The 12,931-nt window shown below is 26.7% G+C and carries 12 protein-coding genes; 4 read left to right on the forward strand and 8 right to left on the reverse strand.

Going from position 1 to position 12,931, the window contains the following annotated elements:
* Nucleotides 1-338 precede the first annotated feature (338 nt).
* The 4 genes from Q0H31_RS11370 to Q0H31_RS11385 all read left to right on the forward strand — a co-directional run bounded on the left by Q0H31_RS11370 (nt 339) and on the right by Q0H31_RS11385 (nt 3,592).
* Nucleotides 339-953 (forward strand): DUF2726 domain-containing protein, encoded by a 615-nt coding sequence (locus Q0H31_RS11370; protein ID WP_295298277.1) that lies wholly within the window; start codon nt 339-341, stop codon nt 951-953.
* A 311-nt stretch (nt 954-1,264) separates the two neighbouring features.
* Nucleotides 1,265-1,846, forward strand: a complete 582-nt coding sequence (locus tag Q0H31_RS11375; RefSeq protein WP_295298279.1) for a DUF3793 family protein — start codon at nt 1,265-1,267, stop codon at nt 1,844-1,846.
* 27 nt (nt 1,847-1,873) lie between these two features.
* Nucleotides 1,874-2,305 carry a flavodoxin gene (locus Q0H31_RS11380; protein ID WP_295298281.1) on the forward strand — a complete coding sequence of 144 codons (432 nt, stop codon included), beginning with the start codon at nt 1,874-1,876 and terminating at the stop codon, nt 2,303-2,305.
* A 216-nt stretch (nt 2,306-2,521) separates the two neighbouring features.
* On the forward strand, nt 2,522-3,592 hold the full coding sequence (locus Q0H31_RS11385) for a M20/M25/M40 family metallo-hydrolase (RefSeq protein WP_295298283.1): 1,071 nt from the start codon (nt 2,522-2,524) through the stop codon (nt 3,590-3,592).
* 82 nt (nt 3,593-3,674) lie between these two features.
* On the opposite strand, the gene Q0H31_RS11390 is transcribed toward Q0H31_RS11385, so the two are convergent.
* The 8 genes from Q0H31_RS11390 to lepB all read right to left on the reverse strand — a co-directional run bounded on the left by Q0H31_RS11390 (nt 3,675) and on the right by lepB (nt 12,777).
* Entirely contained in the window at nt 3,675-4,097 is a 423-nt protein-coding gene (locus tag Q0H31_RS11390; protein ID WP_295298284.1) for a hypothetical protein, read from the reverse strand.
* Nucleotides 4,098-4,134: 37 nt separating this feature from the next.
* Nucleotides 4,135-5,226 carry a sialidase family protein gene (locus tag Q0H31_RS11395; RefSeq protein WP_295298286.1) on the reverse strand — a complete coding sequence of 364 codons (1,092 nt, stop codon included), beginning with the start codon at nt 5,224-5,226 and terminating at the stop codon, nt 4,135-4,137.
* A gap of 428 nt (nt 5,227-5,654) precedes the next feature.
* On the reverse strand, nt 5,655-6,527 hold the full coding sequence (locus Q0H31_RS11400; RefSeq protein WP_295298288.1) for a thermonuclease family protein: 873 nt from the start codon (nt 6,525-6,527) through the stop codon (nt 5,655-5,657).
* Nucleotides 6,494-7,183 (reverse strand): thiamine phosphate synthase, encoded by a 690-nt coding sequence (gene thiE / locus Q0H31_RS11405; RefSeq protein WP_295298290.1) that lies wholly within the window; start codon nt 7,181-7,183, stop codon nt 6,494-6,496. Before thiE ends, Q0H31_RS11400 begins: the two co-directional genes overlap by 34 nt.
* Nucleotides 7,176-8,030 carry an AAA family ATPase gene (locus Q0H31_RS11410; protein ID WP_157151617.1) on the reverse strand — a complete coding sequence of 285 codons (855 nt, stop codon included), beginning with the start codon at nt 8,028-8,030 and terminating at the stop codon, nt 7,176-7,178. Before Q0H31_RS11410 ends, thiE begins: the two co-directional genes overlap by 8 nt.
* Nucleotides 8,031-8,732: 702 nt before the next feature.
* Nucleotides 8,733-9,809, reverse strand: a complete 1,077-nt coding sequence (gene queA / locus Q0H31_RS11415; protein WP_295298292.1) for a tRNA preQ1(34) S-adenosylmethionine ribosyltransferase-isomerase QueA — start codon at nt 9,807-9,809, stop codon at nt 8,733-8,735.
* Nucleotides 9,810-10,076: 267 nt separating this feature from the next.
* A complete protein-coding gene (locus tag Q0H31_RS11420) occupies nt 10,077-11,717 on the reverse strand; it encodes a hypothetical protein (RefSeq protein ID WP_295298294.1) in 1,641 nt (546 codons plus the stop codon).
* 13 nt (nt 11,718-11,730) lie between these two features.
* Entirely contained in the window at nt 11,731-12,777 is a 1,047-nt protein-coding gene (gene lepB / locus Q0H31_RS11425; RefSeq protein WP_295298296.1) for a signal peptidase I, read from the reverse strand.
* Nucleotides 12,778-12,931: the final 154 nt, after the last annotated feature.

Consider the following 12,931-nt stretch of genomic DNA (forward strand, 5'->3'; position numbering starts at 1 on the left):
TTATGATACACCTATGCTATACTTTAAGAAATTAAGGAATTCCTAACTGCAATATGTCTGGCTCCTGTGCATTTTAATAATAACTAGCTTAAAAAATATATACTAAAAATTTTTGAGTTTCTCATTTATTGTTTTATTCAACTTTTTCCCGCCGCAAAAAGTTGCAAAAAGTGCAAATAATAAAGTCTTATATTTTAAGTTAAAAATATACTCATTCAGAAAGAATATTATAAAAATAAGATACTAATTATTCGAAAAAATATAATATAAAAATTTAATTTTTACTTGAATAATAATTTCATAGAACTATACTTTAGAGTATATAGGAGTTTTTATTTATGGAAGGTTTAATTGGATTAATTTCTATATTAATTGTAATAATTATATTTTTCTTAAAAAGAAGAGGTTATAATTACTATAGACCGTATAGAAACTATAATAAAAGATATAATAATTATAAAGATGAATATAAAACAAAAGACCTAACAGAACAAAGACTCCATGATATGCAAACTGGAAATATATCTACTAAAAAAATCATGAACATAGAAGAAACTAAAATATTTTATTCTATGGTAAAAGCATTTAAAGACTATAATGTGCATCCGCAAGTATCTTTTAAAGCATTTTTAAAGTCTGATGAAGATTCTTATGCTTGGAGAACATTCAGAGATTTTTACTGTGATTATTTAATAACATATAAAAGAGGAAACAAAATAAATGAACCTGTTGCTGTAATAGAATATCATGGCAAAGGACATTTTGGAGATACTGAAACACTAAAAGAAAAAGTAAAAAATAATGATATGGTTAGAGAAAAACTTTTTAATAAAATAGGACTAAAATACTTTATAATAAAAGATGAAGATATAAAAACCAATTCTAAATTTATTGATGAAACAAAACTTGATGCTTATTTATGTGATATATATATTATTTTAAATAAGCAATAAAAAAGTTGATAGAAAATAATTGTTTTAATATATACTAAAAATTTTCAATCCTGTCAAAATTCAGTTTTATGTTTTTTATTCTCGGGGACTAGTCCCCGAACCCCTACTTCTTTTGGTGTCCCAAAGAAGCAAAAGGACTGCATTTTTTTAGCTTGAAATGTTGGTATTATTTTATACTGATACATATTCCAAATGATAAAGCTATAATACTTATGTTTTTTGCAACTTTTTTATAAAAAATAATAAAAAAGTTAGAATACACTAACAAAGCTATTGACATTTTCAAAATATATGTTAGAATACTCTAACATATGAAAGAGCATAACTTTGATACATTGATTATTAACCATTGTGCACCAACCCTATCTGGTATAAAAATAGCAAACATCTTTACATATCAATATAACTCTAAAAAAGATGTTTATAAAAAAATAGCATCATACAACAAAATATTAAATAGCCGCAATATAAATGTATCTATTATAAAAGATTATGATAATAAAGTAATAGTTTATGTTTATAATAAAAAAAGACTTGAGGAATATATTTTTAATGATGAGATTTTTGATTTTTTAGAGGATTATGGGTATAAAGATAAAAATCTATATAACTGTATAAAACTATTAAAAGAGAGAATGCAGTATAATAAAGATTTCCCGCACGAGATAGGTATATTTTTGGGGTATCCTCTTATGGACATATACGGATTTATAAATAATTACGGAAAAAATAGTTTATACACTGGATATTGGAAGGTATATCATAACAAAAAAGAAGCTATCAAAACTTTTGAAAGCTATAATAGATGCAGAGATTTTTATACAAGCACATTTTTAAATGGTAAGGGCATATTGGAGATAATGGATGATTATAAAGAATATGCTTATATTTGATAAAAAATTTATTTATGGAGGATAAAAATGAGTGATAAAATAGCTGTAATATATTGGAGTGCTACGGGCAATACTGAGCTTATGGCACAAAATGTTCAAAAAGGTATAAAAAATGCTGGAGTAGAAGCTGATATATTTAGTGTATCTGATTTTAATGCTTCAGATATAGACAATTATTCAAAATTAGCATTAGGCTGTCCTGCTATGGGAGCAGAAGTTCTTGAAGAATCTGAGTTTCAGCCTTTTTATGATTCAATAAGAGACAAGCTTTCTAATAAAAAGATAGCTTTATTCGGCTCTTATGATTGGGGAGACGGTGAATGGATGAGAACATGGCAGGAAGATGTAAAAAGTGCTGGAGGTTCTTTAATAAAAGATGGTTTAATCACAAATCTCACTCCAGATGATAATGCTATTAATGAATGCATTAAATTAGGAGAAGAATTAGCTAAGGCGTAAAAAACAAAAGAGGTGTTAAAGTAATTTAATGCCTCTTTTTTATTATTAATAAAACATCTACAAAATTAAAGTATAGTTCTAAATTCATATTTTGTAAATCAATGTTTTAAAAAATCAAATTATTAAAAAACAAATTAATATATATTACATTAATAAGATATTGATATTTTATTTAAATGATTTATCATTAATCAAAAATTTATTTTAGGATTTTTTATGGATAATAACATATTAACATTATTAAAAGATTTAACTAATGCATTTGGACCTTCTGGTTTTGAAGATGATGTAATAAATGTTATAAAAGAAAAAGCAAATTTCATAGACAGTGAAAGAGATTCTATTAATAACTTATATTTAGGTTTAAAAAATATTGACAAAAGCAAACCTATAGTAGGATTAGACTGCCATATAGATGAGCTTGGATTCATGGTAGAGCATATAAATGAGAATGGCACTTTATCTTTTATACCTCTTGGAGGCTGGCACTTACCAAACATTGTATCAAATTCTGTAGTGATAAAATCATCAAGCGGAGAGCATGTTAAAGGTGTTATAGGTTCAAAGCCGCCTCACTTTATGACAGATGAAGATAGAAAAAAATTGCCTACATTAAAAGATATGTATATTGATGTGGGTACTAGAACTAAAAAAGAGACAGAGGATATATTTGGAATATGCATAGGAGACCCTATTGTGCCAGATGTTGATTTCAGATATGATGAGAGAACTAAAAGTTTTTGTGCTAAGGCTATAGATAACAGAGTTGGTGCTGTATGTGTAATAGAAACATTAAAAGCATTAAAAGATGAGAAATTAGATGTTAATTTAGTTGGCATGATGACAGCTCAAGAGGAAGTTGGAGCAAGAGGAGCTTCTGTTGCGGCTAACAAAGTAAAACCTGATTTAGTTATAGTATTTGAAGGCTCTCCTGCTGATGACACTTTCTATTATGGAGAGAGAGCACATGGGGCTATTGGAAGAGGCTCTCAGCTTAGAGTAATAGACGGAGGCATGATTACAAATCCAAGATTAAATAAATATACCATAAATATAGCCAAACAAAACAATATTGCTCATCAAGTAATAGTGCGTGAAAAAGGATCTACAAATGGTGCAATATATCATAAAACTAATTTTGGAAGCCCTAGTGTTGTTTTAGGTGTTGCTACAAGATATGCTCATAGTCATTATTGTTATGCTTCTTATGACGATGTAGTTGCTTCTATAGAGATAGCTAAGGCATTAATAAAAACTTTAAATAGTGAAAAAATAAAAGAGTTTTAATTTTTTATAAATCATTCATAAAAAGGCATTAATTTTTTTATATATAAATTTAATGCCTTTTTTGTATACTAATTTTTATTATTTACTTTCTTACCACTTCTGCAAACTTTGAGATATTAAATACCCTTGTTGTTTTACTTTTTTCAAGTGATGCTCTAACTATAAGAAGCTTATGATTAAGCAAACTCTCATAAACATAATCGCTGTCTAATACAATAGAAGAAAGTTTATCTTCAGTAGACTTACAATCTAAATTATCAGGCAAATCATCATCAAATCTAAAGAAAGCCTTATGAGAAGGAAATACAAAATCTTTACTATTCCAATTAATTATAACAGTTTTATTTTCTTTATTAACATTTACTATTAAATGAGTATCTTCACTCCAAGATGATAATTTATAAGCAAGAAGTCTATAACTAATACTTTCATTATCTTCTAAAACTTCCCATTCATCTGGTTTTATCTCATAGATTTCAGGGTTCATTATATCTTTATCGTCCATAAATATATATCTCCTAATAACAGAGTCTACTATATTTTTAATCTAAAGTAAACATATTCAAAAATATTTTTCTTATTTTGTCTCTATTATCATACCCATAGTAAACGCAATATATTTTGTTATTATCATTATCACACCAAGGATAACCGCAATCGGCACTTTTCATTTTATCTTCTATAATTATTTCTCTTTTTTGTATATCATAATCAGAATATTTTTTTAATTCATTCAAATCATCTAATAAAATAGCCCTCACTCCATAAGGCTCTAATCTGTATCCATAAGTTAATAAAATTCTATCATCATCAATCTTTAAAGGATTTAAAGGATAGCCTTTAATATTTGTAAAATGAGGCTTGGTAAAAGTTTTTCCATTGTCCAAAGAATAACTTAAAGAAGTAAAAGCATATTCATCATTAACATGCGTTCTTATAAATGCCCACAATACATTATTATGATATATAAGCGAAGGCTCAACATATTCTATTTTACTTTTTTTGCCTTCAATTTTTCTGTATTCAGTCTCACACAAAAAACTCTTTATATCCCAGTTAATTAAATCTTTAGTATATATAATATAGCATTGATATTTAGAATTATTTTTATTTATATATTTTTTATAAGCATATATTGGCATAAGTATTTCATTATTTAGTTTTACCATGCTGCCTCTCGCTGCAAAGTTCTTCATTCCGTTTTTTAATACAATAGTATTAGCCTTTGAAAAAGTTTTACCATTATCATAACTAATAGAGTATCCTATGCCGCTTAATAATGCTATTGTGTTATTATATTCCAAAAAAGTATTTTCTTTTAATAAATCAATTTCGCTTTGCGGGTGAAAAGTATATCTAAAATAGTAGGCAATTATAGTTGTATCATCTACTCTAAAAAGCTGTACATCTTGTTTTGCTGCATCATCTTCTTTAGCTATTTCTGTAGTATTAATTACTTTACCTTTATAATAAGTTAATACAACAGCTTTACTTAAAGAATGAAGATGAGAATAATTTTTTTTATTTTTTGGAGCAAGTCTAAAACTCACTAAATATTTATCTTTTTCTAATTTCACTATAGAAGGAAAAGCAGGGTATTCATTTTTATTGCAGTATAAAATTTTTTTATTCATAATATTAGTTTATATTAAAAGTCTTAAGTTTGTCAATATGCAGCAGCACAGCATTACTTGATTATATTAACAATTTATAATTTTGTTAATGAACTATATCTTTGTTTGCAAATAAATAAAAATTGACAAACTTAGAGATTTTAGTATATATTGAAATGATTATATTTTTCAATTTTTTATTGTTCTATAACAGAAGAACTTGCATTTTTTGCAACTTTGACGAAGTCCGCACCGCGACCCAAGGAAGTTCCTGCGACTGAAAGGAGTCCTTCAGGGCGACTGAAAGGAGTCCTTCAGGGCGACTGAAAGAAGTACCTTTAGGTATTGGTACGAAGGCGGGGAAAAGTTGAATAAAATAAAGGTTATACAACAAAACATGATTGTTTATATATACTAAAAACTATTATTTTAAACAGCAATTAATAAAATTATCTGTTTTCTCTTCTATACCTCGCTGGGTCTATAAACTTTCTTCTGCCCTGAAACTTTGATAAATAAACTATATTGCTTCCAATTTCACTAAAACCATTATCTCCATATTTTAATATTGTTTCTTTTGCTAACTTTTCTTCTATCATATAATAAGCCAAAGGCATATCATCAATTAAAATATGGCATAATATCCTATCAAATATATCAAAAGAAGAAACAAGCATAGAAACTTTTTCACTTTTCTCTATTAAATTAGAAACATAATCTTTAGCCTCTTTGCCATAAACTTGTTCTAACTCTGGTGCATCGATTCCTATGAATCTGTAAATATTATTATTATACGCTATGGTGTCTCCGTCTAAAACTTTTATATAATCTTTATCAATATCATATTTATAATAATTTGTATTTGTGTTTATATTTGTAATAGATAAAAATATTTTTGAATTATTAGAATCTCTTAATGTAACATATTCATTTTTACTTATACTATTAATGTCTAATACAACTTTATAATAGCCTATTTTATTTTTGTAAGCATATTCTATTAGGCTATCATCACTAAAAAAACATAATATATTTTCTCTTAATCTTGAATATATTCTAAAACGAAACTCACTTATAAACTTAGCACTTAGAAAAATATTTTTTATATAATCTTTATTATCATAACCAATAACAAAAACATCTTCTCTAAATTTTATATAATCATATATTATTTGAGTGTTAGAGTTTTTAATAAATGCCGTAATAGAAGCCTCATCTATAAATAACGCTTCTTTATCATTAAATAAAAAATTACTTAGAGTAAATAAAAAGATAAATAAAATTATTATTAAGAATGCATTTTTTTTATTAAAGTTTCGCATTTATTTTTAATATCATCAGAAGCAACAATTTCAGTAAGCATACATAAACATTTTGCATTATGCTCTATAAGTAAATCCATATTATTAAGTTTAATTCCACCAATACAAACAAAAGGCATATCAATATTTTTTGCAATATAATCTAAATACTCAACCCCCACAGCATTATTAGCATCAACTTTAGTATTCGTATCAAATATAGGACCAACCCCAATATAATCGGCACTGCTGTTAAAAGCCTCATTAGCTTCATCAATATTTTTTGTAGAAAGCCCTATAATCATATCTTCACCAACAATCTTTCTAACCACTTCTATTGGCATATCATTTTGACCAATATGCACCCCATCAGCATCTACCGCTAAAGCCAAATCAGCATAATCATCTACTAAAAATAATGCATTGCTTTTCTTAGTCATCTCTCTTATCTTAACACACTCTTCATACTTCTCACGCATATATTTTTTAGGATTCTCTTTTTCTCTATACTGAATAATCTTTATACCCGCTTCAAGCATAGATGCTACCACTTCTATATTATTTCTTCCCTTAGAAAAATCTTCAGCTGTAACACAGTATATGGACTTATTAAAATAATTCTCTTTTAAATAATCTCTTTTATCTTTTTTGTTTTTTAATTTTTTAAAATTATTCATCTTTGTTATTCTCATCAATATTAAGTGATAATATTCTAATGCCCTCATTGCCAAGTACAGATTTTAAAGCTATTAAAAAAGCAGAATCTTTACTATGAGCAATATTGCTGTTATAAAGCTTCATAGCATATCTCGCCATACTAATACCATCTCTCACAGAAAAAGAAGCATTATGTATATGCGACTTCTGTAAAAAACCTACAGTGATTTTTAATATTTCATCATCAGCAAAAGGAAGATTCATTTTTAATATATCATATTCTTCTTTAACATCTGGAAAAGGAAGCTCTATTGTAGGCTGCAAACGAGAATGTATATATTCAGGAAGCTCAAAAGTGCTTGCATCATCATTCATTGTAACTATAACTCTAAAATCTGGATGAGCTTTTATTTTTATACCAGCAATCACACTTTCAACATATCTTCTGTCATCAAGAAGCGGAGCAAGCGAAGCCCAAGTTTTCTCACTCATTCTATTTCCTTCATCAAGTATAGCAACCCCACCCTTAATCATAGCAGTAACCAAACTTGAAGCATGATAGCTTATAGTGTTGTTTTCTGATATTACAGGTATTATTATTAAATCTTCCGGTCTAGTGTCTACAGTACATTGAAATATATAAACATCTCTTTTAAGAAGTTCTTTAGCTACATAATATGAAAGAGTAGTTTTTCCTGCACCGGGCTTACCCACAATTCTAGGGTTCAATGGTATATCATCTTCAGATATTATATGCCAAGAAGCCATTATCTGCCTAACTAAATCATTTTGTCCTGTCCATTTTATATTTAAATTATCTGGGTGAGATAATGTAAGCTCCACATTCTCTATTTTTATCTTTTCCATATTTTCCTCTAATAATAAAAAATATTCAATAAATGCATTGGCTATTATGATAAATCAATTATACAAAAAGTCAAATGGTAATTTTTTCAGGTATTGTTTAGTTATATAGTGAAAATTTTTAAGTTTATTTGTTTTTATTATTTGCAGGATTTGCCCTTAACGAAGTACACACCGTGCAGCACCCCACTTCTTTTGCCGATAGGCACCTACTCAGTACGACTGTATGAAGTGCCTTCTGTATTGATATAAAAGAAGCTTATATCCTTCGAATACGCTTCGCGAAGAACTGCATTTTATAAAATATAGCTTTGTCTATAAAATAAAAATATAGATATTATCTTACATTGCTAAAACACTCGCACTTTTTGGTTCTTTTGACGAAGTCCGCACCGCGAGCTGCGGGAAAAAGAACAATAAATTTTTTATCTTTTTTTGTTTGTGGTGGCTTTGCCCCCACGCCCCCAGTTCTTTTATTGGTATAAAAGAACCAAAAGAACTGCATTATTTAGCTTAAAATGTTGGTATTATATTATTATATATTCCAACATATAAAGCTAAAATTTGTACTTTTTGCAACTTTTTGCTACGGGAAAAAGTTGAATAAAAAATCATATAACAAAATATACTTTTTTAGCTATATATTAGACTTGTTTCAAAACTAAATATTTAAAGTTTTTAAAACTAAGTATACAAAAATTATATCTAATACAAAAAAGTAGCATCTCCATAAGAGAAAAAACGATAATTATTTTCCACAGCAATTTTGTATGCATTCATAATATTATCATAACCGGCAAAAGCACTCACCATAGCAAGAAGCGTAGAGTGCGGAGTGTGGAAATTTGTAATAAGAGCATCTACACATTTAAACTTATATGGAGGATATATAAAAATATTTGTAGAGCCTTCTAATCTATCAAAATTAAAATCATTATATTCACTTTCCAAGACCCTTGCCACAGTTGTACCGCATGACACTACTCTTCTGCCCTCTTTTTTAGCATTTATTATTATACTTGCAGTTTCTTTTGGTATGGAAAACTTCTCCTCATGCATAACATGTTTTTTTAAATCTTCTTCTTTTATAGGGTTGAAAGTAGAAAAACCAACATGCAAAGTAACATAGCAAATAGTAATTCCAAGAGATTTAATTTTCTCTAAAAGCTCTTTGGTAAAATGAAGCCCTGAAGTGGGTGATGCAATACTTCCTTCATTTTTAGCATATACATTTTGATAGAACTCTTTATCTTTATTATTATACTCTTCTTCGCCTTTTTTCTTTCTGCTTTGTATAATGTATGGAGGAAGAGGTATTTTGCCTATTGCATCTAATATATTTGAATTAAGCGGTTTTGAAAACTTTATTAATTTTGTTGATATATTATCTTTTGTTATAGAAGCTTCAATTATTCCAATCTTTTCTATATGGCTATAATCTAAATATAACACATCATTTTCTTTTATGTTTTTTCCTTTTATTAAGCATTCCCATAAATCTTCGCTGTTATTGAATTTGTTTAGAAGAAGTATTTCAGCATTACCGCCTGTATTTTTTTTAGCGTATATTCTTGCAGGTATTACTTTGCTGTCATTGAGAACTAATATATCATCTTTGTTTAAATAATTAATAATATCTGAGAAAATTTTATGTTCTACTTTTCCTGTGTCTTTACTAATTGTCATTAACTTGCAATGATCTCTTTCATAGTTTGGAGTAGTTGCTATTAAATTTTCTGGCAAATAAAAATTATAAGTTTCTCTATTTAAATAATCTATCATAAAAATATTTCTCTTTTACAAAAAATTATACTAAAAATTTTTAAGTTTGTCAAAATCAGTTCTTATTTTAATTATTTACGGGGCTTTGCCCACAGTTTTTTGCCGATAGGCACCTACTCGGTACGACCGAAGGAAGTGCCTGTGGTATTGGTATAAAAGAAGCAAAAGAACTGCATTTTCATAAATTATGAACAAAAAAATATAGTATTATTCTTTTAGATATAAAACAAAAACTTATATGATAAAATTAGGCATAAATAATAAAAATTAAAAAGTTACTATTATTCTTCTCTGTCTTAAAAATTTCGTTAAAGTCTTTTTGCTTACAGAATTGTATTTTAATATGGCATATTCATCATTAATTTTTTTTATGTTCATTCCCTTTCTGTTTGCTTCATAAACTATCTCTTCAAGTTTGTCTTTATCTTTTATATTTATTAAAGTAACATTCTCGTATATTGAAGATATAATTCCTCTTTCATACCATCTGTTAATATTGCTTTCTACATGTTTTGGTATTGTAAGCGAATATTCAGTTAATACAGATTTTAACTTACTTAAAAAATTATTAAAACTATATTTAGAACCGATATCATTTATAATAGTCTTTGCTTTTAATATTTTATCCTCTGTGATTTTATAAGTATAAACACTCTCATTTTTTTCAAGCTCAAAATATAAATTACACATATAAATAAAATCATCATCAAAAGCGTTATGATTAATTAAAGTGATTTCAAAATTGCTGTTAATAAAACATTTTTTTGCATTATTTTTTATGTCTTTTACAGTTTTTAATGCAATAATAGCTCCCTCATAAAAAGAAGCTTCAGCAAGTCCAAAAATAAACATTGTATATAATATGTTATTATAAGTTTCTGGAGATATATTATTTTTTTCTTTTAATTCTAATAATAATTTTGTTTTAGATATGCTTTCATTATCTTCTAATATTTGAAGTATCTTATTTTGGTATTCTAAGTAATTTTTAAATATATGTTTTAATATTGCATCTCTTCTTTTTTCTATATCAAGCGATATAAATGTTTTTACATTATCGCTTTCTAATGATATAAAACCTTTATTATCTATTGTTATTAAATCAAGCTTCAAACAAATATCTACTATTGTATTACAGTTTATATTATCACTTAAAAACTCTAAATTAATATTTTCTACATTTATCTTTTGAATATCTACTTCATAAATAAAATTTTCTATATCATTTAATATATTAAGATGATTATATATAAAAATAGAAGAAGCCACACTATCTTCTAAAGATTTTTCTATTGTATTTATTACGTTAATATTGTTAATTGCTATAAAAGTTTTTGCATTTTCTTTTGTAAAATATAATGTAACAATATTAGCCTTACACAAATCTAATAGTTCATCATTAGTAATTTTTATTTTTGTATTTTCTATTATACCGCCGTTTTCATATATATGTATTATTTTTTTGAGATATTTTTTATATGTTGATACATTATATTTAACATCTATATAATTTTCTATTTTTTTTGTATTTTCTTTTAAAATAATTGTTTCTAATAATTCTCTAATATTTGGCAAAAAGTTTAATGTATCATCATTGGCATTAAGCTTTCTTCTTTTCATTTTTAAATATAAAAGCCCAGATTTTTTTATATCATCTATATAATTAAAAAATACAGGCAATTGTTTTTGAGTGTATTTAAGTGAATATGCAATGTCTATAGAATTTATTTCTTTATCATAATTTTTTATAACAAAATAAACGATTTCTTTTTCTTCTCTATTTAAATTAAAAAACTTATATGAAATCAAAGATATATTATCAGTTTTATTTTTTAAATCATCTATATTTTTTGCTTTCCAAATTTTTAACAATTCTTTTAATGTATCTTTTGATATTTGGCTGTACATAATATATATTCGCTTATTTTATAATAAAGTATTTAAAGAAACCTTGAGGCACATCATCTGGTCTTTTTGATTGTATCCAAGCAATCATAGGCTGACCTTTAATGAGTCTGTAAGGCACAAGTCCCCACATTCTGCTGTCGCAGCTTTGGTCCCTATTATCTCCCATTACAAAGAAATAATCTTCAGGTACATTGTATATATATTCATCGGGTCTGTCTTTCGCATAAGGTATATATATATTCATCCAGAAAAATAGTTTTATATCATCGCTGACTATTTTATCATTAATATATACTTCAAAAGATTTAAGGTCATTATAATAATCTTCTCTATCAACTATTTTTTTAAATATTATAACATCACCTTTTTTTGGCACATAAACAGGTCCGTATATATCTATAATAGGCACAAAATCTCTCTCTCCATAATAGAAATATCCCCATTTATCTTCTATTTCATTTCCATTTATTATTATCTTTTTTTCTCTAATTTCTACAGTTTCACCAGCAGTAGCAATCACCCTCTTAACAAACTCTTTCCTAGGGTCTAAATCTACAGCTTTAAGTCCAAAGAATAATCTGGCAGGAGCAAGATGATTTCCGCCTGTTAATTTTTCTCCTATAAAGTCTGCAACTAAAAATCTTGGGTCCCAATTAAAAGGAGTAAGTGAAAATATCATAACAGGCAATTTTAACATCTGCACAAAAGAAGAAGGCTCATAATAAGGCATGGAAGATTCACAGCCAAAAGTAGATGAAGGAGGTGCTCTAAATACAACTAAATCTCCCCTTTGAGGTGATTTAATTTTAGGAAGTCTATATCCTAAAAGCCCATCTGTAAATGGAAGTTTTACACCATAAACAAATCTGTTTGCAAATAATCTGTCTCCCGGCATGATAATTGGTATCATAGAGCCTGTTGGAATTTGATAATTTTGTATTAAAAATGTGTTTATAATCAGCACTATTACTATTGCATATAAAATTTCTTTTAAGGTATGTTTAAAAGTTCTGCATTCACCTATTATAATTTCTGTAAGATTCTTTATAGGGTTTTCCATAACAAAAGCACCTTCTCTAAATATTAATGTAGTATTATATAATAGTATATATAAAAAATCAACTTGAATGATATGTATTTTAATGTTTAGGAGCCATACATATTGCACGTTTTTTAGTTTAAAAAAAGCAGGTATTCCTTATAATTTAATTAAC

Source organism: uncultured Brachyspira sp., assembly GCF_934747485.1.
Lineage (GTDB): Bacteria > Spirochaetota > Brachyspiria > Brachyspirales > Brachyspiraceae > Brachyspira.

Coding starts and splice junctions, on each gene's coding strand:
- Q0H31_RS11370 (WP_295298277.1), top strand. CDS start 339: ATGGAAGGTTTAATTGGATTAATTTCTATATTAATTGTAATAATTATA.
- Q0H31_RS11390 (WP_295298284.1), bottom strand. CDS start 4,097: ATGGACGATAAAGATATAATGAACCCTGAAATCTATGAGATAAAACCA.
- Q0H31_RS11380 (WP_295298281.1), top strand. CDS start 1,874: ATGAGTGATAAAATAGCTGTAATATATTGGAGTGCTACGGGCAATACT.
- Q0H31_RS11375 (WP_295298279.1), top strand. CDS start 1,265: ATGAAAGAGCATAACTTTGATACATTGATTATTAACCATTGTGCACCA.
- Q0H31_RS11420 (WP_295298294.1), bottom strand. CDS start 11,717: ATGTACAGCCAAATATCAAAAGATACATTAAAAGAATTGTTAAAAATT.
- Q0H31_RS11395 (WP_295298286.1), bottom strand. CDS start 5,226: ATGAATAAAAAAATTTTATACTGCAATAAAAATGAATACCCTGCTTTT.
- Q0H31_RS11385 (WP_295298283.1), top strand. CDS start 2,522: ATGGATAATAACATATTAACATTATTAAAAGATTTAACTAATGCATTT.
- thiE (WP_295298290.1), bottom strand. CDS start 7,183: ATGAATAATTTTAAAAAATTAAAAAACAAAAAAGATAAAAGAGATTAT.
- Q0H31_RS11410 (WP_157151617.1), bottom strand. CDS start 8,030: ATGGAAAAGATAAAAATAGAGAATGTGGAGCTTACATTATCTCACCCA.
- Q0H31_RS11400 (WP_295298288.1), bottom strand. CDS start 6,527: ATGCGAAACTTTAATAAAAAAAATGCATTCTTAATAATAATTTTATTT.
- queA (WP_295298292.1), bottom strand. CDS start 9,809: ATGATAGATTATTTAAATAGAGAAACTTATAATTTTTATTTGCCAGAA.
- lepB (WP_295298296.1), bottom strand. CDS start 12,777: ATGGAAAACCCTATAAAGAATCTTACAGAAATTATAATAGGTGAATGC.